Source organism: Clostridium sp. 7_2_43FAA (genome assembly GCF_000158375.2).
Classification (GTDB): domain Bacteria; phylum Bacillota; class Clostridia; order Clostridiales; family Clostridiaceae; genus Clostridium; species Clostridium tertium.
Genome location: NZ_JH815222.1, coordinates 2686293 through 2708296, shown reverse-complemented (window position 1 = coordinate 2708296; position 22004 = coordinate 2686293). Strand labels below are relative to the sequence as shown.

The following is a 22004-nucleotide window of genomic DNA, read 5'->3' as shown; positions in this document are numbered from 1 at the left end:
TAATAAAATGTTAAAGGTTCAATTGATTTCAGGAAATGGAGAAGTTATTAAAGAAGCATTTAGTGAAGACCGTGTATATTTAGGTTACAAGGGAACTCTAGATGATGGAGCGTCAGTAAAAATTATTAACTCTAATCCCGGAGAATATTTATGGGTTAAGATAAACAAGTGTATTGACAAATCATTAGTTTATTTTAGAGGCACTGAGATGCATTATATATTTCCTTTTACTGAAGAAGCTAAGGTAGCTTATCCAGTTGGAGCGTTTGAAGGCGATAGGCATTATTTTTCAGTTGAAAGACCTACTAAAGAGGAATTAATAAAGTATAGAAATGTAGCATTGAATCCTGCAGATCAAAAGAACGGAACAGGTGTTTATCCTCATGCAATAGCAAATGTTGAAACTAGAAATGAATCGGTATTCTTTGCAAGTAATGCAATAGATGGGATTTGTGTAACTGATGGACATGGAAGATGGCCATATCAATCTTGGGGAATAAATAAACAAAAGGATGCAGAGATAACTGTTGAATTTGGAAAAGAAGTTTTAATAAATAAAATAGGTTTATTCTTGAGAGCTGATTATCCACATGACAGTTATTGGACAAGCGTTAAATTATCATTATCAACTGGTAAAGAAATGATATTAAAAACAACTAATAGTTCAGAGTGTCAGTATTTTGACATTCCACTATCTAAAGTTGAATGGATAAGGTTGTCAGATCTAATAAAAAATGAAGATGAGTCAGAGTTTCCTGCGTTAATCCAAATAGAAGCATGGGGATGGATAGATGAAATCTAAATTGTTTTATTGATGAATATTAATTATATAGTAATTAATAAATAAAATAAATGAAAATTAAAAGTTAACATTGCAAAGGAAAAATAGATTAAAAGGTGCCTAAGTAATTGGGCACTTTTTGTATTATATATAAGTTACTTTAAATAACTTTCAATAAATATATATAAATAAATATAAGTAATGAAGAAGATAATAAAAAATAAAAAAGCTATAGTTTTCACTATAGCTTATAACAATCTAAAATTATCTTCTATTTTGTTCTTTTTTTGCTCTTCTACAAGAAATACATCTTGTTGGTTCGTTATCGAATCCTTTTTCTTTATAGAATTCTTGTTCTCCTACTGAAAAAATGAATTCGCTTCCGCAATCTCTGCATGTTATTGTTTTATCTGACATATATAGTCCTCCTAAAATTAAAGATTCTAATTTGATAATAATCTCTAATTTATGAGAAACTAATTATCGAAATGAAACTTTTTTGTTTTGTTAGCAACTTGCTACTCATTTATAATAACATGGATATAAATATAATGCAATAGTATTTGTAAAAAATATTAATTATTTTTTGAAAATTTTAAAATAATTATATATTATATATAAAATTATTACAAATATGTATGATGTTAAAAAATAAAAGGAAACTTGGGAATGCATTGATCCAATATCATTTACAACTGGAGAAATGAAAAAGAGATATGGTTTCATTTATGTAGATAGAAATAATGATGGTAGTGGATCACTTAAAAGATATAAAAAGAAATCTTTTGACTGGTATAAGAAAGTAATAGAATCTAACGGCGAAGTTTTATAATAATAATGTAATAGTAGACTGAGGAGATTTGAAGCTTTCATCTAGATATTGAGAAAAGAGTAGTATAATTACCACAAGGGAGTCGCGTTTCGCGACCACCTTGTGGATTATTAATTATCAAATGAATAATCAATATTTAATGTGTATTATTTATTATTTTTTATATTATATAGGTATGATTAATTGAAGTAGAAATAAGTACTTTTAAAACCATAGTTTAATTTGGTAGTCATAAGAATGTCAGAATATCTATAACTATTGCTAGTGGTAATAGTGAAAATAATATTGATTTAATACACAAATAATGAAGTTAATTGAAGATGAAAGCTTTATAGAGATTCTTATTAATAGTGATGATTCTCAAAAAGCTTATATTTTGAAAAGATAAAAAAATATAAATATTCAGAAAAAACAAAAAAAAGTGTATTGCCAATTAAGGAAAAAATTAGTATAATATATATGAAAATAATGTAATGTGTTTGTTTTAAGTTAGCGTGTAATCAATTAAGTTTGAGCATTAGCTGAAAAGGATTTATTATCCTTTTCAGCTTTTTTTATGCAATAGTGCTATAAAAAATAATCAAATTATGAAAGAAGCCAAGTCGAAGCACAATTATAGAAGAATCAAACTTAGATATGTCCATTTTGCAAGAGCAAATACATGACAAGAAAAATTTAAGGAGGAAAGAGGTAATGATAAAGAAATCGAAAAGATATTTATCAGCAATGCTTACAGGTGCCATATTATTATCAAATATGTCAGGCACAATTAGTGTATCGGCTGAAACTCTAGCTAATGGAGTGCAAACTGTTGAAGTTACTACATTAGAAAATACTGAGTATGAAATTTATCCATCACCACAAAGTATAGAGTATGAGGAAGGAAGTTTTAGTTTTGACAATGGTGTAAACGTTGTTTATGAATCTGGTATAGATATTTATACTAAAGCTCGTCTTGAAAATGAAATTTTAAAAGCTAATAATATTGGATATGAAGTTTCATCATCTAATGCAGTTATTGATGGAAAAACTAATATTTTAGTAGGTATTGAAGGCTCTGGTGAATTTGTTGATAAGTATGCAGAGAAATACACTTTATCAACAGAGAATCTTTTTAGTAAAATTGATTCTTATTTCTTAGCCGCTGACAATAACATTATTACTGTTCTTGGAAAAGATACAGATGCAGCTTTTTATGGGTTAACAACTTTATATCATGTAGTAAATCAAATAAATAATAATAGAATAAGGAATTTTAAAATTGAAGACTATGCAAATGTAGTTACTAGAGGATTTATAGAAGGGTACTATGGAAATCCATGGTCAGTAGAAGACAGAAGTGATCTTATGACTTATGGTGGATATTATAAGTTAAATGCTTACTTTTATGCTCCTAAAGATGATCCAAAGCATAGAGTTCAGTGGCGTTCTCTTTACACTGAAGATGAGCTTACATGGATTAAACAGTTAGCTGATGCAGGGAATGCTTCTAAGTGTAGGTTTGTATATGGAATTCATCCATTCCCAGGAAATGATCCTTTTGGAATTAATAAAAATGAAGATGGATATCAAAAGGATTTAACTGATTTAAAAGCTAAGCTTAAACAAGTTATAGATCAAGGTGTTAGGCAAGTTGCTATACTTGCAGATGACTTTGCTAATCCAGGTGGAGAACTTGGGCTTAGATTAGTAAATGACATAACTACTTGGTTAGAAACTGAAGTAAAGTCACAATATCCTGATATGAAAACTACATTACCGTACATTCCTTTTGATTATATGGGAAATGGATCAAGTAATGAGTTCACTTCTTTAAAACAAGCTCCAGAAAATGTACAACTTGTTATGACTGGTGGAAGAATTTGGGGGGAAGTAACTCAAAACTTCTCACAAACATTTAAGAATAATACAGGTAGAGCACCATATTATTGGATTAACTGGCCATGTTCAGATAATTCTAAGAAACATTTAATAATGGGGGGGAATGATACATTCTTACATCCAGGAGTAGATCCAACACTAATTGAAGGAATAATGTTAAATCCAATGCAACAATCAGAAGCTAACAAATCAGCGCTATTTGCAGTTGCAGATTACTCTTGGAATATTTGGGAGACTAAAGCAGAGGCAGATCAAAACTGGAATGATTCATTTAAATATATGGATCATAATACAGCTATAGAAACCGAATCTTCAGCTGCTTTACGTGAAATTAGTAAGCACATGATAAATCAAAATATGGATAGTCGTGTTACTGCATTACAAGAATCTATCGAATTAGCTCCAAAATTAACAGCTTTTAAAGAAAAATATGATTCTGGTGCACTTGTTAAAGAAGATGCATTAGCATTAATTGAAGAATTTACAAAACTTAAAGATGCAACAGATTATTATAAAAATAATCCAGGAAATTCAAAGACAAGAGATCAAATAATTTACTGGTTAAATTGCTGGGAAGATACAACAACAGCAGCAATTGGATACTTAAAAGCTATTATTGCAAATGAAGAAGGAAATAATAATGATGTTTGGACAAACTATTCAGAAGCACAAGCTGCATTTGAGAAGTCAAAGTCTTATGGATTCCACTATGTAGATCATACTGAATATGCAGAGGTAGGTGTTCAACATATTGTTCCATTCATAAAAACTATGGAACAAGCTTTAGCTCCAATAGTTTCTGGTATAGTAGATCCATCTAAGGTAGTTGCATCTGTTATAACTAATAGATCAGATGTTCCAGCTGGAAACTTATCAAATGTTTTAGATAACAATCCTTCAACTGAAGTTGTTTATAAGAATCCGAATACTATAGTAGCAGGAACTTATATTGGTGTTAAGTACAATAAAGTAATTAATATTAAAGACATAGAATTTTCATTAGGTGCTATTTCTAATCCAAATGACACAATGCAAGAGGCTAAGCTTCAATATACAGTGGATGGTAGAGAATGGATAGATTTAAATGAAGAAGTTTATACTATGCCAAGTAAAATTACTGTTGATGGTTTAAATCTTGATGCAATGGGAGTTCGTGTGATTGCAACTAAAGATAGATCAAATACATGGTTTGGTGTTAAAGACATAATAATTAATAAAGATGATATTGTAGAAGAAGAACCTGGAATAAATGCTACTATAATAAGAACTCCAGGATGGAAAGGAATTTATAGTGGATCTGAGTCAAACTTATTAGATGGTAATGACTCAAGTGATGTTTGGTATAAAACTCATGCAGGAGATATGAGTTATGCTGGAGATTACATTGGATTAGATTTAGGGTCAGTAATTCCAGTAGGAGATGTTAGATTTGTTGTTGGAAGAAATGGTTCGGGAGATAAGTGGACTAGTTACAAATTAGAATATTCAATAAACAATCAAGATTGGACAACATTTAAAGAATATACAGGAAAAGAGAGTGGACAAGATATAATTGAAGAAAATCTTGAAGGAAAAGAAGCTAGATATGTTAGATTAACTAACAAGGAAGATGCACATAAATGGGTAATCTTCTCAGAAATTAGTGTGAAAAAGCATGGCTCAGAGGTATCAACAAAGAATGTTTATACAAATACTGATTTAGAACTTGCATCAATTTTTGAAAATGAAGAGTTAACAAAGCTAGCTCCAAAAGAAAATATAACTTTACAGGCTAATGAATATATAGGAATTAAGTTAGATAGAATTAAGGACTTAAGTGAAATAGCTTTAGAAGTATCAAATATGGATGGATTAGCATTACAAATATCTATGAATGGATTAGAGTGGACTGATGTTAATTTAGAGTCAAGAAGTAATTTACAAGATGCTAGATATGTTAGATTAATAGCTAATAAAGATGTTACTTTCAATTTAAATAAATTTGAAGTTAAATCTAATGAAATTTATGCTCCATCTATAGTAGAATCATTTGTAAAAATTAATGGTAAAGTAGAAAGCATATTTGATAAAAACTTTAATTCATCAGCATCATTTGATTCTTATCCAAGAAAAGATAGTGGTATAGTATTTGATCTAGGACAAACTATGAATATAAGTAATATTACTTATGCTGTTCTAGATACAGAAATAAATTATCTAAGAGATGCTAAATTCCAAATATCTTTAGATGGAAAAGAATGGACAGATGTAATAACTATTGGTGATGGTATAGAAAATGATGATAGTGATATTAATTCTAAGCCAGTTGATGCTGGATATGATCATGGAGATAGTACTACTATAGTTCCAATTTCTCATGCTTTTGTAAAAGGTGAATTAGATTCAGCTAAAGAAGCAAGATATTTAAGAATACTATTTACTGCAAATTATATGCATAGATGGGTTAAAATAAGCGAAATCTTAATTAACGATGGTGAATATGTTCCAGCTGTAAATGATCCAACTTTTGTTTCTAATCCAATAGAGGTAGAAGGATTTGGCCCACAAAATATTAAGGATGCCGATTTAACTACAGCATATAAACCAAATACTAATAATGGACAAGTAAAATCAGGAAGCTTAACATATCGTTTATCTGAAAATACAGATGTTAAGAAGATAAATATTGTTCAAAGTGGCAATGGTATTTCGAATGCTAAAGTTATGGTTAGAACTGGATATGATGAAGATGGACAAGAACTTTGGAATGAACTTGGAACACTAGATAAGAGTTTAAATGAAATTCTAAATACTAAGTATGATAACATCTATGAAATAAGAATTGATTGGGAAGGGGTAGCTCCTACTATATATGAAATAGTTACAATCAATAATTATGATATACCAAATATAACTGATTTAGAAGAATTAATATCATCTTCTGATGAGTATATAGCAGAAAACTACACATCAGGAAGTTTTGCTATATTTACTGAAGCTTTAGAAACTGCAAAATCTACATTAGATAATTTAGCAAGTGTAAGTCAATCTGATATTGATAAAGCTAAAGAAGATTTAGTAAATGCAATAACTGGATTAGTTGATATTCAAGATTTAAAAGCTGTTATTAATAAAGCAAATGCTATTATAGGTAGTGATGTAGAGTACACAGAAGCAACATTCAATGCTCTTAAGGAAGCTTTAGAAGTTGCAAATACTGTTTTAGCTAATGCTGATGCAACAAAAGATATGGTAACAGAAGCTATAGACAATGTTGATAAAGCTATCGATTCTTTAGTTGTAGTTGAAAATAAACCTGCAAATAAAGAACAATTACAAGCTTTAGTTGATAAAGCAAGTTCAATATCAGAAGAAGATCTTTCAAAAGTTGAAGATGAATCATTAGTTGCTGAATTTAAAGAAGCTTTAGATGAAGCTAAGGCTATATTAGCAGATGAAGAAGCAACACAAGAAGTTATAGATGCATCAGTAGATAGATTAACTAAGGCAATAGAATCTTTATCTTTTGAAAATACAGATAAAGGAGCTTTAACTGATTTAATAGAAGATATAATGAACTTAAATAGTGAAAATTATACAGAAGAATCATGGAATACTTTAAAAGATAAATTAGAAATTGCAAAGGAAGTTCTTTTAAATGAGAATGCAACTGAAGAAGAAGTTTCAAAAGCTTATGATGAATTATTTAAAGCTTTCTCTGAATTAAAAGTAAAACCAAGCCAAGAAAGACTTGAAGCTTTAATCAACAAAGCAGAAGGTTATAAGAAGAAGGATTATACAAAAGAAAGTTTTGAAGTCCTTAGTGAAAAATTAAAAGCAGCTAAAAAAGTATTAAAAGATAAAAATGCTACAGAAGCTGATATATTAAAAGCAGAGCTTGAATTACAAAAAGCAATAGATCAGCTAGTAGTAAGAGACAATAATAATGGCAGCAATAACAACAGCAACAATGGTAATAACAATTCTAATAATGGTAGTGGTAATTTACCTCTAACAGGAGGAACTTCATCACTTGCATTAGTAGGAATTGCAGTAACACTTATTGGTGCTGGAACTGTACTAAGAAGAAGAAAGTAATTTAAATTTTTCTGAGCCCCAGGATGATTTTCCCTTGGGGCTCAATTGTTTATAAATTGAAATTATTAAAATTCTTAGATAAATCTATAAATTTCTAACAGGTTTAGTAAACAATTACATGAGACTGGAAAATAATGATATAATTTGAAATATGTAATAAAATGGATTAAAAGATATTAGGAATATTAAATAAATAAGATTTATATTTGATTAATTATTTTTAAATTATTGTATAAATAAAATGTAGTAAAAAGATTTTAAAGTATATAACGTATATTATTTTGGATGAAACGGTAGAAAAATAAATCATAGTAAGTAAGCTTGGAGATATATAATAATCATTTATTTATTCATTAATATTTTATTTAAATACACTTATAGGGTATTGTTTAATATTATTAAATTTAAATAGTTTTAATAATATTATTCAAATAAATAAAAAAGATATTTTATAAGGGGAGGATTTAAGATGAGACCATTTCAAAAAAAATGTTGTGCTTTATTGGTAGGGATGTCTGTAATGACTAGCTTAGTACCAACAACTAGAACATCTGCAATACCTTTAAATGCTGAAGCTAAGCAAAAACAAAATGCTGAAACAGTGTATGTAGGTTTTATTAAGGATGGAGAAAGATCTACGTTATTTAACCAAGATTGGCGCTTTTACAAAGGTGAGCAAGCAGGTGCAGAAGCTCTTGATTTTAATGATTCATCTTGGCGTTCTTTAAGCTTACCACATGACTGGAGTATTGAAGGAGATTTTACTGTTGAAGGTGAAGCTGAAAGTGGGTTTTTATTAGGAGGTACTGGATGGTATCGTAAACATTTTGTTATTCCAGAAAAATATAAAGGCAAAGAATTTACTATAAACTTTGATGGTGTTTATATGAATGCTGAAGTTTATGTAAATGGTAAGCTAGTAGGTGAACATAACTATGGTTATACAGCATTTGCTTTTGATATTACTGATGAATTGATATGTGATGGAGAAAGTGAAAATGTAATAGCAGTTAAAGTAAAAAATCCAATTCCAAGTAGTAGATGGTATTCAGGAAGTGGAATATATAGAGATGTTACTTTAACAGTTACAGATTCTATCCATGTTTCACATTTAGGAACAACTGTTACTACACCAGAAATACAAACACAGCAAGGCGGAAATGTTGATGTAGTAGTTGAAACAGTTGTAGAAAATGAATCAGAGAACACTAGTGATATTAAACTTAAAACTACTGTTGTAAATTCTGATGGAGAAGAAGTTAGTAATCCAGTAGAAACAACTGAAAATATAGCTGCAAATGGAAACTTTACTTTTAAACAAACAGCAGTAGTAAATAATCCGAATTTATGGTCAGTTGATAACCCAAATATGTATAAAATAAAAAATGAAGTTATAGTAAATGATGAAGTAGTTGATACTTACTATGCAGACTTTGGATTTAGATATTTCAATTTTGATAGAGATACAGGTTTCTCATTGAATGGAGAAAATATGAAGCTTAAGGGTGTTTGTATGCACCATGACCAAGGGGCTTTAGGAGCGGCTTCTTATTATAGATCCGTTGAGCGTCAAATGGAGATAATGAAGGAAATGGGTGTAAATGCAATTCGTGTTACTCATAATCCTGCAAGTGAAATGTTATTAGAAATTTGCGATAGATTAGGGCTTTTAGTTATAAACGAAGCATTTGATACTTGGACAAACTCTAAGAATGGTAATGTAAATGACTTTTCTAAATTTTTCAATACCCCTATAGAAGAAGGCAATCAAATAATTAATGGAGAGCCAGGAATGTCTTGGGGAGAATTTGAAGCTAGAACAATGGTTAAAACTTCAATAAACAATCCATCAGTAATTATGTGGTCAATAGGAAACGAAGTTTTAGAGGGGATAGGTGGAAACTCTTCTAACTATTCTACAATTGCACAAAATATTGTTGAGTGGATTCAAGATGAAGATACAACAAGACCTGTTACTATTGGTGATAACAAGAGTAAGGGGGGACTTGGCAATACTAATGCCGTAGCTATTTCAGATGTCGTTGCTAATAATGGCGGTATAGTAGGGTTTAACTATGCTAATGAAAATCAATTTAACAGTTTAAGAAATAGTAAAGCTAACTGGATACTTTATGGATCAGAAACTAGTAGTGCAGTTCATAGTAGAGGGTATTATAAGGTTAGAAATAAGAATCCTCAAAGTGATGCAGATTTACAAATTCCAGAGTTTGATAATAATTCAAATAAAGTAGGTTGGGGTCATTCTGCAAGTGATGCATGGAAATATACAATAAAATATGATTATAATGCAGGAGAGTTTGTTTGGACAGGATTTGACTATATTGGAGAGCCTACACCATGGAATGGAATTGGAACTGGCAGTGTTTCAGGCAAAGGAGCCGCTCCAAAATCAAGTTATTTTGGGATAGTTGATACTGCTGGATTTGAGAAGGATGTTTATTATTTATATCAAAGTCAATGGAATGATGATGTAAATACATTACATGTATTACCAACGTGGAATAGAGAAGATATTTCAGTTTCTAATGGGAATGTGCAGGTTGATGTATTTACAGATGCTTATAAGGTAGAATTATATGTAAATGATAGGTTAGTTGGAACTAAAACTGCAACTGAACATACTACAGGCATAGGTTATAAATACTATACTTTTGATAACGATTCATTATACCCAAGCTTTACAGTTCCTTATGAAGCAGGAACAATTAAAGCTAAGGGATATGATAAGAGTGGAAATTTATTAACTAATACAGAAGGTAGATCTTCAGTAACAACCTATGGAGAGGTATCTACTGTAGATTTAAGTGCTGATAAGACTACTATAAATGCAGATGGATATGACTTATCTTATATTACTGTTGATTTAGTAGATGAAGATGGAAACATAGCTTCCGGTGCTAATAATAGATTAAATTACACTCTTGAGGGAAATGGTAAAATAGTTGGTTTAGATAATGGAAATGCAGCTGATACAGATAGATATAAGCCAGAAACTGATAAATTAGGAACTAGAAGTGCATTCAGTGGCAAAGCTTTAGTTATAGTACAATCAACTAAAGATGCTGGAGATATAACTTTAACTGTTTCAGGTGAAGGATTAGAATCTAAATCTATAACTATTAATACTGTAAATACAGCAGGTGATGATAAATATATAGAATCGTATGATATAGTTAAAGATTATTATGTATCATTAGAAGAAAAGCCATTATTACCAAAAGAAGTTACAGCTAGATATAGTGATGGCACTACTGAAACTATAAAGGTTGAGTGGAATGAATATGATGAAGTACAATTAAGCACTCCACAAATATTTAAAGTTACTGGTAAATTAGTAGGTACAGATATTGCAGTAGTTGTTAATTTACATGTACTAGGTGATGTAGTTTCAATGGAAAATCTATCAACCTTCGCATATGCAGGAAATAATCCTACACTTCCTAAGACAGTAAAAGGATATTTAGCAAATGGTATTGAATCAGAAGAATTTGTTGTTAATTGGAATTTAGATGGTTTAGATTTTTCAAAAGAAAATACAAATGTTTCTGTTCCCGGAACTGTAGAACTATTAGGTAAAACTTATAATGTTACAGCAAATGTACGTATAGTTCCAGCTTTAAAATCAGCTAGAAATCTTGCAATAAATAAATCAAGTGAAAATGATGATGTTCCAACATTATCTCAAAGTTGTAAAGTAACAGCAGATAACTTAAATTCTATTAATAATGGAATTACAAATGGTGGGGAAAATGTTAATGAACGTTGGACAAACTGGAATGAGCGTAATTTAACTGGAGAAAATGGTGAACCTAAGGGAGCATATGTTCAATTTGATTGGAATAATAAATACGATATAGATCGTCTAGATTTATGGTTATTTACAGATAACTTAAGTGCGAGAATTCCAAAGAAAGTTGAAATTAGCTACAAAAATGAAAATGGAGAATATGTTGTTGCTCCACATACAAATACAACAGAAGTATCACATACAGCTGGTGAAACAACTTATTTCTTAGATGAAGTTATAAATACTGATAGTATTAGAATTTATATGCAACAACCACAACTTGGAAATTGTATTGGATTAACAGAAGTAAAAGTTTATGAATATGTAATGCAAGAAAATGCTAAAACAACAAATACTTTAACAGAAATAAAAATAGATGGTAAAGCATTAGAAAGCTTTGATCCAGATACAAATGAATACTCAATTAATTTAGAAAAATTACCAGAGTTAGTTGAAGCAACTGCAATTGATAATGCATCAGTAACTATATTACCAATCTATAATAATAAATCAACAATTGTTGTTCGTGCGGAAGATGGATCTAAAAATGCTTATACTGTAAATTATGTATTACCAGCACCAAAAGAATATACAGTTACAGTAAATAAAACAGAAGGTGGTGCAGTTGCAGGCGCAGGAAAATATGTGGAAGGTGAAGAAGTTACTTTAATTGCAACAGCAAATGAAGGATACAACTTCATAGGTTGGTTTGAGGAAGAAGGAAAAGAAGTTAGCAAAGATGCAACTTACAGATTTATAATTAATTCTGATGTAGTATTAAATGCTAAATTTGAAAAAGTTCCTGAAGTTGTAGATCCAAGTGAACCAACAAACCCAGAAAATCCTAGCAATCCAGAAAAACCAATAGAGCCAAGTAAGCCTGTAGATCCAAGTAATCCAGGGGATCAAGGCGGTTCAAATGATCAAGGAAATACAAATGACTCAAGCAATTCAACAGGAGATAGTGATACTAAATTGCCTTCAACTGGTTCAGTGGTATCAAGTACTCAAATACTTGTATTAGCCTTAGTACTAGTAGGAGTAGGAACAGTTATATTAAGAAAAAGAAAATACGGATTAAAATAATTTATACTTTTATATGCCTCAAGGGAATTTCTCTTGGGGCATTTTTTATATAAAGAAAATAAAAATAGATTTGTCTATTGCTTCTTTAAAAATAAATTTATATTACCCAATATTTATGTGTAACAAATATTTAATGTAATCATATAATTAAATAAATTGAAAAAGAATGATATTAATTAAGATAAATAGTAAGTTTTTATAAAAAATTATTTTTATAAAAAAAGTACATAAATGGAGTTTTTGACATTATTAATAGAAAATTCGTGAAAAAGAATAAGTTTTATTATGTAGATATTAAAAAATAACTTATGAGCCTGAATGGAGGAGGTAATTTGGAAGATCAGCTAATAAGTATTGAAGAAATTATAAAAATACTGAAGAAAAGGAGAAAAATTATAGTCATAATAACATTATTATCTACATTAGCTTCAGTAGTATTAAGTTTTTTTGTAATTGAGCCTAAATATGAAGCAAGTACAAAGCTTTTTATAGGAAAAGAAACTACAGAAGCAAATCAAAGTTATAGTCAAAGTGATGTAATAATGTATCAGACATTAATGAAAACTTATTGCGAAGTAATAAAAACAAATGACCTTATTTTAAAAGCAGCAAAAGAAGCTAATATTGATTTAAATGCAGAAGAAGTTTTAGAAAACCTAAGTGTGATTACAATTGCTGATACACAAATTTTAGAAGTTAGTTTTAAAAGTGAAAATGCAAAAGAGGCAAGGGATTTAATTGAAGAAATCACAAAAGAATTTATAAAAATATCAAAAGAATTATTTCCAAATGGGAATGTAAAAGTGTTACAACAAGTAAGCCTTCCAGAGAAACCAGTAAGTCCTAATAAAATAATTAATATTTCAATAGCCTTTTTATTAGGATTAATAGTAAGTATTGCATTATCATTTTTACTGGAATTTCTCCGTAAGACAAGGGTTTGATTATATTATTTTAGATACTCCTCCATTTTAAATAGGGTATATAATAATGAAAATAAATACTATTACTAGTAAGGTGTAGGAATAGTAAGCTAATAAATCAATTCTATTAATAAAGGTAAGATAATGGATTATGCAGTATTAATAAAAGTAGGAGGAAGTATGAAAACTATTAGTTACTTAATCCTTAAAAGAATAATAGATATTATTGGATCGATTATAGGTATTGTTTTAGTAAGCCCAGTATTATTAGTAACAGCAGTTTTAATAAAATTAGAATCCAAAGGACGGATATTTTTTTCTCAAACCAGGGTTGGTTTACATGGAAAGGAATTTAAAATTTATAAATTTAGGTCAATGGTAGATGGAGCAGAAGCTCTTAGAAAAAGCATAGAGCATAAAAATGAAATGGCGGGGCCTATGTTTAAAGTGAGGGACGATCCTAGGATTACGAAAATAGGAAGGTTTATAAGAAAAACAAGTATAGATGAATTACCACAGTTAATAAATGTTTTAAAGGGTGAAATGAGTTTGGTTGGACCAAGGCCAAGTCTTCCAAGTGAAGTTGAAAAATTTGAATCTTGGATGCTAAAGAGGGTCTTACTTGCTATTGGCAGGTATCTGGAAGAAATAATATTTGCTTTGAGGATTGGATGAAGCTAGATATCGATTATGTGAATCATAGAAATATGCAGTTAGATATAAAGTTGATATTTAAAACAATTATTTTGCTATTTGGAGATAAGAATGCATATTGATTGGAGGGAATGAATGAATATAGTAGTGGCTGGGACGGGCTATGTTGGGTTAGTTACAGGAGCATGTCTTTCAGAAATAGGGCATAATGTACTATGTGTAGATATTGATGAAAAGAAAGTTGAAGTAATGAAAAGTGGAAAATCTCCAATATATGAGCCGGGATTAGATGAAATAATTAAAAGGAATTTTGATGCTGGTAGATTAGATTTTACTATTGATTATAAAAATGTATATAAAAATGCAACTGTTGTATTTATTGGAGTTGGAACTCCAGAGAGAGAAGATGGTTCAGCTAATTTAGATTATATCTTTGATGTATGTAAACAAATTGCTGAAAACGTAGAAAATGATTGTTTAGTTGTAGTTAAATCTACTGTGCCAATAGGAACTAATGAAAGAATTGAAGAATTCATAAAAGAAAATACAGTTAACAACGTAAATGTTGAGGTAGCATCTAATCCAGAATTTTTATCACAGGGAACAGCTATAGTAGATACGATGCAAGCAAGCAGAATAGTAATTGGAGTAGAATCAAAAAGAGCGGAAAATATATTAATAGAAATATATTGTAAATTTAATAGGCCTATAATTTGCACTGATAGAAGAAGTGCTGAGATGATAAAATATGCTTCAAATGATTTTTTAGCATTAAAGATAAGTTTTATTAATGAAATAGCTAATGTCTGTGAAATTATAAATGCAGATGTAGAAGATGTAGTAAAAGGAATGAGCTATGATAAAAGAATCGGGGACAAGTTTTTAAATGCAGGGGTAGGTTATGGAGGATCATGCTTTCCTAAAGATACTAAGGCACTTCATTGGCTAGCAAATGACCATGGATATGAGATAAAAACTATAAAAGCAGCTATAGAAGTAAATGAAAATCAAAAGCTTAAGTTATTTAGAAAAGCAAAGCAAAGGTTTGGAAGTTTAAAAGGAAAAAGAGTTGCGGTACTTGGATTGACATTTAAAGCTGAAACAGATGATTTAAGGGAAGCTCCATCAATTTTTAATATAAAAAGATTATTGGATGAAGGAGCTGAAATAGTAGCCTTCGACCCAGTAGGAATAGAGAATTTTAAGAAAAAATATCCTACAGAAATAAGTTATGTATCTAATCCAGAAGACGCATTAAAAGATTCAGATATGGTATTTATATTTACCGAATGGAAGGAAATAAAAGCAATAGAAATAAAAAAATATATGGAATTAATGAAAACACCAATAATATTTGATGGCAGAAATTGCTTTAGATTAGAAGAAGTTAAAGAGACTAAAATAGATTATTACTCAATAGGAAGAAGAGAAATTCTTAATTTTAAAATTGAACAATAAAATATGCATATTATATGAAAATATGGAGGTGAAATGGTAGAGTGAAATGAAAAAGATTTGTTTTATAGCTTCCACGGGAGGACATTTTGATCAACTAATGATGCTTAAGCCAATTATGGATAAGTATGATAGTTTTATTATAACTGAAAAAACATCTTATCAAGCTATAAAAGACAATAGAAAAATTTATTATTTAAAACAAGTAAATAGGCATGAAAAGATATTTATATTAAAAATGTTAGTAAATATTATAAATACTTTAAAAATATTTTTAAGGGAAAAGCCAGATGTAGTTATATCAACAGGGGCTCTAGTTACTATACCAATTTGCATAATAGCGAAGATATTTAGAAAAAAGCTTATATTTATTGAATCATTTGCAAAAATTAATAGTCCTACATTAACAGGGAAACTTTTATATAAATTTGCAGATCAGTTTTATGTTCAATGGAAAGATATGCTTAAGATATATCCTAAGGTCATTTATAAGGGGGGATATATTGAAAAAGTTGAGAAAGATATGTGCTTTTTTGCCAACTAAACTTGTTGTATATATAGATAATTTTAGAGCTTATGGGAAGGTATTAAATTTAAATGATCCAAAGTATTATGGAGAAAAAATACAATGGATAAAACTATATGGACAAGTTGAAAAATTTACTTTATTAGTAGATAAATATCAAGTTAGGAGTTATGTTGAAGAAAAAATAGGAAGTGTATATTTACCAGAATTATATAGGATATATGAAAGTGTTTATGAAATAAATTATGATGAATTACCAGAAAAATTTGTTTTGAAGCTGAATAATGGATCTGGTGGAAATATCATATGTACAGATAAGTCATTACTGGATAAAGAGACAACTAATGAAAAGCTTAGAAGGTTAATGAAGGAAAAGTACTATAAATATACAAAAGAACTTCAATATAAAAATATAAAAACAATGATATTATGCGAAGAGTACTTAGAAGATAATAGGGGAGGTTTAATAGAGTATAGCCTGCATTGTTTTAATGGAAAAGTTGAATTTGTTGAGGTTCATACAGATAGGTTCAATGTATATAAGGAAAATTATTATTATCCTGATTGGTCAGAAGCTAAGTTTAGAGGAAAGTCAAAAAATCGTGCCAAGTGTATAGACAAACCAAAAAATCTAGAAAAATTAATTGAGCTTTCAGAAATATTAGCAAGTGATTTTACTTATGTAAGAGTTGATTTCAATGCTGTAGATAATAAATTATATTTTGGAGAGCTTACCTTTACTCCATCTAGTGGGACAGAGGGATTTTATCCTATTGAATATGATTTAGAAATAGCTGAAATGATAGATCTCAGTAAGTATTAAGTAAGTAAAAAGAATAGAAGTTGATAAGGAAAAAATGGGGATTGAGCAGTGACCGTTGAGGTTAATAAATAGAAATAGAAATTAAATAATTAAAGAATTATTGGGGAGCTGTAAAAAAATTGGGGGCTTTAATAGATTTAAAAGGTGGTGAAGTTTATGGATAAAATACCTAAAGTTATACACTACTGCTGGTTTGGGGGAAATGAAAAATCTAAGTTAATAAATAAATGTATGGAAACATGGAAAAGGTATCTTAAGGATTACGAAATAATGGAGTGGAATGAAGAAAACTTTAATATAGATATTTGTAGTTTTACTAAGGAAGCATATGAAGATAAAAAGTGGGCATTTGTATCAGATTATTGCAGACTTTGGGTTCTATACAATTATGGAGGAATATATTTAGATACTGATATTGAAATCTTAAAGCCATTAGATGATTTATTAGATAATAAGTCATTTACAGGAGTTGAAGAGGAAGATCAAATAGCTTTTGGTATATGGGGATGTAGAAGGCAAGATAAGTTTTTAGGAGAGATTTTAGAATATTATAATTTGATAAATTACTCAGAATACAAGGGGAACTTACAAGGATTAGCAATTCCAATTCACATTACAAATATGGCAAAAAAATTAGGGTATATAAAGAATCAAGATAGTATTTCTTATTATGGGGATGATGTGGTTGTATATCCTAAGGATTATTTTTATCCTAAAAGACATGCCTGGGAAGAGCCGAAAATAACAAAAAACACATATACAATTCATCATTATGAAGGAACTTGGAGAAAGCCACATCAAATATTAAGATCAAAAACTAAGGAGCTATTAATGAATGCTATTAGATATTTTCGGTAAAGAGGTGAATTTATGATTAGCTTAATTATACCAGTTTTTAATGTAGAAGAATATTTAAGGCAGTGCTTAGAAAGCATTATAAAACAAAGATTTAGTAATTATGAAGTAATACTTGTTGATGATGGATCTACTGATAAAAGTATGGAGATAATTAGAGAATATGAAAAGAAATTTAAGAGAGTAAAAATATTATCTCAAAGAAATAAGGGAGTTTCAGAGGCAAGAAATTTGGCTTTAAAACATGCTAAAGGAGAATATGTCTTATATATAGATTCAGATGATTTTTTGAAATTTAATATGTTAGAACTAATGGTTAATAAGGCTAATAAAACTAAAGCAGATATAGTCATGTGTAATTACAATCTTTACTATGGAGTTAATAATAAAAATAATAGAGTAGTTAGCTATAATGTTTTGGAGGACAAGATATATTCCTCAAGTGAAGTTATAGATATGATTTTAAATTTTAATATTCAAGGTCAGCTATGGAACAAGTTATTTAAAAGAAGTTTGCTTTTAGAAAATAACTTTGAATTTGAAAGCGGGAGGTATGTTCAAGATATATTTCCAGTTTTTAAAGTGATTAATAAGAGTAATAAAATAGCATTTATAAATGAGTATTTATATTATTATAGGCAAAGAGAAACTTCAACTATTCATAAAAAAAATACTAAGTTAGCAGAAGATTATTATCATGCAATGACTAGTATAATTCAATATATTATTAAAAATAATATTCAAGTAAATTCCAATAGCTTTAAGGTATTTAGAGCAAGTATCTTATCATATTTTATTTATCATTATACTAACACAGATGTTAAGAGTAGCTATAGAGATTTAAAAAAATCTAAATATGCAGATTTAGATGTTAAATTCAAAGATTTTATATTTTTAAAAAGTTTAAATAAAATAGATAAATTAAGATTACTCTTATGGAAACTTAGGATATTTAATTTAATAAAGAAGCTAAAAAATAAAATATAAGAAAATTTTTTTATAGACATTGAAGAAAAATCATGAAAACAAAAAGACAGTTATTGATTTAGATAGAAAAATCGTGAAAGCAAAAAGACAATTACAGATTTAGATAAAAAAATAATTAAAGTGAAAAGACAGTTATGGATTCATGAAAATATAAATTTTATGGAATATGTATGATGTGGATTGCTTAATCGTTAAGGAGAATTATGAGAAGTAAAAGAGTAGTAAAAAATTATTTATACAATATGGGGTATGAAGTTTTAATATTAATTTTACCAATAATAACAGCACCATATATTGCAAGGGTCTTAGGGGCAGATGGTATTGGCATCAGTAATTATACTAGTTCTTTTGCAATTGTATTTTCAGTGTTTGGGAAATTCGGCATAGATAGATATGGAAGTAAGCATATAGCTTATACTAGGGATAATAAGGGAAAAAGAAGTAAATCCTTTTGGAATATATGGTTGCTGCAAGTTATAAGTAGTCTTATATCAATTGTTGCTTATATTATATTTTTTACAATTCAAGGAAACTCATTAAAACTTTTATTCATATTACAATTACCAGTTGTGATATCGTCGTTAATAGATATAAGTTGGTTTTATATAGGGTTAGAAAATTTTAAGAAAATAGTAGTTAGAAATACATTTATAAAGATTATAAGTGTAATATTAATATTTACTTTAGTTAAAAGCTGTAGTGATTTAAACAAATATATTCTTATTAATTCTTTATCAGCTTTACTAGGATGTATTACATTTTGGAATTCTATATTTAAATATGTAAATAAACTTAAAGTTTCTAATATAAATATAAAACCATATTTAAGAGAATCATTTATATATCTTATTCCACAAATATGTATACAATTTTACACAGTTGTAGATCAAATTATTGTAGGAACATTATCAAGTGTTACAGATGTTGGATACTATTCACAAAGCTTAAAGATTCCTAAAATGTCATTAGCCTTTATTACATCTTTAAGTATGGTACTTATGCCAGCAATAGCCAATCTATATGAAAAAGAAGATATAAAAAATATAGAGAAGTATTTAAAAAGTTCATTACAAATAACAATTTGTATTGGTATATTTGGGGCAAGCTCTATGGCAGCAGTAGCTAATAAATTTGTACCTATCTTTTTTGGAGAGGATTTTAATATAATAATTCCATACATGATGGTAAATAGTTTGATAGCAATAATCATACCTATAGGATTAGTTTTTACAAATCAATTTACTATACCAACTAGTAAAAATAGAGAATATGTAATTCCAATAGTTTTAGCCTCTATAGTAAGTATAATTTCTAACTTAATTTTAATACCTATTATAGGAGTAACAGGAGCAGTAATAACAATTATATTAACTGAATTAACATCCACTATTTTGAAAATAGTCTTAATAAGAAAGTATTTAAATATGAAGGAATTGTTTAAAGGCACATATATTTATTTATTATTTGGAAGTGTTAATTTTATTATTGTTTATTTAAGTAGTTTTATTGTTAGAACTAATTGTATATCTTTATTATTTATATGTGGATTATGTTTTTTAGTTTATGGAGCATTAATGTTGATATTTAACAATCCAATTAAGGCAGATCTTCTAAATTTAATAAAAAGCAAAAGAAAAGATAGGAAAAAAATATTTTATTAAGGGTATTAAGTAGCATTTTATAGAAGGGGGACTATAGTGATATTTATAACAGTTGGAACTCAAAAATTCCAATTTAATAGATTGCTTAAAGAAATTGATAGATTAATAGAAGAAGAGAAAATTACAGAAGAGGTATTTGCTCAAATTGGATATAGTGGGTATAAACCTAAAAACTATAATTATAAAGACTTTATAGATAGGGATGAATTTGAAGATATAATAAAAAAATGCAAAATTATAATAACTCATGGAGGGACAGGATCTATTATTTGGGCAGTAAAACAAAGAAAAAAAGTAGTTGCAGTTCCAAGGTTAAAGGAATTTGGTGAGCATGTAGATGATCATCAAATTCAAATAGTTTCAGAGTTTGAAAGTATTGGATTTATAGAAGCTGCTCAAAGTGTTGAAATGCTAGGTAATACTATTGCTAATATAGATAAGTTAGAATTAAAAGAATATATTTCAAATACAGATAACATTATAAAAGAAATAGAAGTATTTATAAGGAAAATATAAAGCTAAAGATACTAAGAGTAAAACTATCTATATAAAAAGAGGAGAGTTTATTGATTTGAATATATTATATTTAAATAACTCTGTACATTTAGGGGGAGACACTAAGTGCATTATAAAGCTTTCCAAGGAGCTTAAGCGTAGTAATAAGATTATAGTGGGAAGTAACGGTGGCAGCTTAGAAATTGAATTTCAAAAAATGGGGATTAAACATTACAAAATAAAGCCTGTAAGTAGTATAAATATTTTCAGTATAATTTTTAATATTATACTGATTATTAAAATAGTAAAAAAAGAAAGTATAGATATTATACATAGTCATCATAGAATGACTACGTTAATGTCAAAGATAGCATCAAAATTTATAAAAGTAAAAGTAGTTCATACTCAGCATTTATGCATTGAAAATAAATTTTATTTAACTAGGCTTTCGCTAAAAAATATAAAGACAATAACTGTGAGCCAAGGAGCTAAGAAAATTTTAAAAAGAAAATGTAAGTTAAATGAAAAAAATATAACAACTATATATAACAGCATAGAAGTAGAATGCAAAAATAAAGAAATAGATCCTAAATTATTAGAATTAAAAGAAAAAGGATTTTTTTTAGTAGCTCAAATAAGTAGGATTATTGATTACAAAGGAGTGTACGATTTTGTAGATGTAGCAAGAAGTACTGTTAAAATTAATAAGGATATAAGATTTCTGTTAATTGGAGAAGGAGAAGAAAGTGAAAATTTAAATAAATATATAAAGCAAGGTAATTTAGAAGAGTATGTATATATGTTAGGAAGCAAGGACAATGTTATTGAACATTTAAAATATATAGATTTAATTTTATTATGTTCTTATATAGAGGGGTTACCATTAGTACCATTAGAAGCATTTTCACAGCAAGTACCTGTTATTGCTACAAATATAGAAGGTACAAAGGAAGAAATAGTAGGTGGAGAAAATGGATTTTTAGTTGAAGAAAAAAACATAGAAAAATTTACTGAAAAGATAAATGAAATCTTTAATAATGAGGACTTGTATAATTCATTAAAAGAAAATGCATATAAAATATTTAAGGAAAAGTTTGACGTAGATAGATATATAGCAGAACATATAGTTTTATATAATGAAGTATTATATGCGAAATAAA

Annotated in this window: 13 protein-coding genes and 2 pseudogenes; 14 read left to right on the top strand and 1 reads right to left on the bottom strand. The window is 28.4% G+C overall.

The window, feature by feature from the left end:
* Positions 1–7 precede the first annotated feature (7 nt).
* Entirely contained in the window at positions 8–802 is a 795-nt protein-coding gene (locus CSBG_RS14115; protein ID WP_008680598.1) for a hypothetical protein, read from the top strand.
* 243 nt (positions 803–1045) lie between these two features.
* On the opposite strand, the gene CSBG_RS14110 is transcribed toward CSBG_RS14115, so the two are convergent.
* Positions 1046–1198: a zinc-ribbon domain-containing protein gene (locus CSBG_RS14110; protein WP_008680595.1), complete on the bottom strand. Its 153-nt coding sequence runs from the start codon at positions 1196–1198 to the stop codon at positions 1046–1048.
* A gap of 256 nt (positions 1199–1454) precedes the next feature.
* On the opposite strand from CSBG_RS14110, the pseudogene CSBG_RS18105 reads away from it, so the two are divergent.
* The 13 genes and pseudogenes from CSBG_RS18105 to CSBG_RS14050 all read left to right on the top strand — a co-directional run.
* Positions 1455–1613 (top strand): annotated as a pseudogene (locus CSBG_RS18105) (family 1 glycosylhydrolase); the annotation flags it as partial.
* A 693-nt stretch (positions 1614–2306) separates the two neighbouring features.
* Positions 2307–7571, top strand: a complete 5265-nt coding sequence (locus CSBG_RS14105) for a beta-N-acetylglucosaminidase domain-containing protein (protein ID WP_008680593.1) — start codon at positions 2307–2309, stop codon at positions 7569–7571.
* Positions 7572–8040: 469 nt separating this feature from the next.
* Positions 8041–12465 carry a glycoside hydrolase family 2 TIM barrel-domain containing protein gene (locus CSBG_RS14100; RefSeq protein WP_008680591.1) on the top strand — a complete coding sequence of 1475 codons (4425 nt, stop codon included), beginning with the start codon at positions 8041–8043 and terminating at the stop codon, positions 12463–12465.
* Positions 12466–12797: 332 nt separating this feature from the next.
* Positions 12798–13409, top strand: coding sequence for a Wzz/FepE/Etk N-terminal domain-containing protein (locus CSBG_RS14095; RefSeq protein ID WP_008680589.1), 612 nt, complete (start codon positions 12798–12800; stop codon positions 13407–13409).
* Between the two features lie 159 nt (positions 13410–13568).
* Positions 13569–14164, top strand: a pseudogene (locus CSBG_RS14090) (sugar transferase).
* A 13-nt stretch (positions 14165–14177) separates the two neighbouring features.
* Positions 14178–15500, top strand: coding sequence for a UDP-glucose/GDP-mannose dehydrogenase family protein (locus tag CSBG_RS14085; protein WP_008680586.1), 1323 nt, complete (start codon positions 14178–14180; stop codon positions 15498–15500).
* 46 nt (positions 15501–15546) lie between these two features.
* Entirely contained in the window at positions 15547–16041 is a 495-nt protein-coding gene (gene pssD, locus CSBG_RS14080) for a PssD/Cps14F family polysaccharide biosynthesis glycosyltransferase (RefSeq protein WP_051005292.1), read from the top strand.
* Complete coding sequence (locus CSBG_RS14075; RefSeq protein ID WP_008680584.1) at positions 16001–16846, top strand: ATP-grasp fold amidoligase family protein; 846 nt, start codon at positions 16001–16003, stop codon at positions 16844–16846. Before pssD ends, CSBG_RS14075 begins: the two co-directional genes overlap by 41 nt.
* A 156-nt stretch (positions 16847–17002) precedes the next feature.
* Positions 17003–17704: a glycosyltransferase gene (locus tag CSBG_RS14070; protein ID WP_008680583.1), complete on the top strand. Its 702-nt coding sequence runs from the start codon at positions 17003–17005 to the stop codon at positions 17702–17704.
* A 12-nt stretch (positions 17705–17716) separates the two neighbouring features.
* Positions 17717–18688 carry a glycosyltransferase gene (locus CSBG_RS14065; RefSeq protein WP_008680581.1) on the top strand — a complete coding sequence of 324 codons (972 nt, stop codon included), beginning with the start codon at positions 17717–17719 and terminating at the stop codon, positions 18686–18688.
* Positions 18689–18891: 203 nt separating this feature from the next.
* The gene (locus tag CSBG_RS14060) at positions 18892–20349 is read left to right on the top strand and encodes an oligosaccharide flippase family protein (protein WP_008680579.1); all 1458 of its coding nucleotides are present in this window, start codon (positions 18892–18894) and stop codon (positions 20347–20349) included.
* Positions 20350–20385: 36 nt separating this feature from the next.
* Positions 20386–20865: a PssE/Cps14G family polysaccharide biosynthesis glycosyltransferase gene (pssE, locus tag CSBG_RS14055; protein ID WP_008680576.1), complete on the top strand. Its 480-nt coding sequence runs from the start codon at positions 20386–20388 to the stop codon at positions 20863–20865.
* Positions 20866–20920: 55 nt separating this feature from the next.
* The gene (locus tag CSBG_RS14050) at positions 20921–22003 is read left to right on the top strand and encodes a glycosyltransferase (RefSeq protein WP_008680574.1); all 1083 of its coding nucleotides are present in this window, start codon (positions 20921–20923) and stop codon (positions 22001–22003) included.
* Position 22004: the final 1 nt, after the last annotated feature.

Excerpts from the sequence above, each read along its gene's own strand:
- CSBG_RS14115 (WP_008680598.1), top strand. The coding sequence starts at position 8 with ATGTTAAAGGTTCAATTGATTTCAGGAAATGGAGAAGTTATTAAAGAA.
- CSBG_RS14110 (WP_008680595.1), bottom strand. The coding sequence starts at position 1,198 with ATGTCAGATAAAACAATAACATGCAGAGATTGCGGAAGCGAATTCATT.
- CSBG_RS14105 (WP_008680593.1), top strand. The coding sequence starts at position 2,307 with ATGATAAAGAAATCGAAAAGATATTTATCAGCAATGCTTACAGGTGCC.
- CSBG_RS14100 (WP_008680591.1), top strand. The coding sequence starts at position 8,041 with ATGAGACCATTTCAAAAAAAATGTTGTGCTTTATTGGTAGGGATGTCT.
- CSBG_RS14085 (WP_008680586.1), top strand. The coding sequence starts at position 14,178 with ATGAATATAGTAGTGGCTGGGACGGGCTATGTTGGGTTAGTTACAGGA.
- pssD (WP_051005292.1), top strand. The coding sequence starts at position 15,547 with ATGAAAAAGATTTGTTTTATAGCTTCCACGGGAGGACATTTTGATCAA.
- CSBG_RS14070 (WP_008680583.1), top strand. The coding sequence starts at position 17,003 with ATGGATAAAATACCTAAAGTTATACACTACTGCTGGTTTGGGGGAAAT.
- CSBG_RS14065 (WP_008680581.1), top strand. The coding sequence starts at position 17,717 with ATGATTAGCTTAATTATACCAGTTTTTAATGTAGAAGAATATTTAAGG.
- CSBG_RS14060 (WP_008680579.1), top strand. The coding sequence starts at position 18,892 with ATGAGAAGTAAAAGAGTAGTAAAAAATTATTTATACAATATGGGGTAT.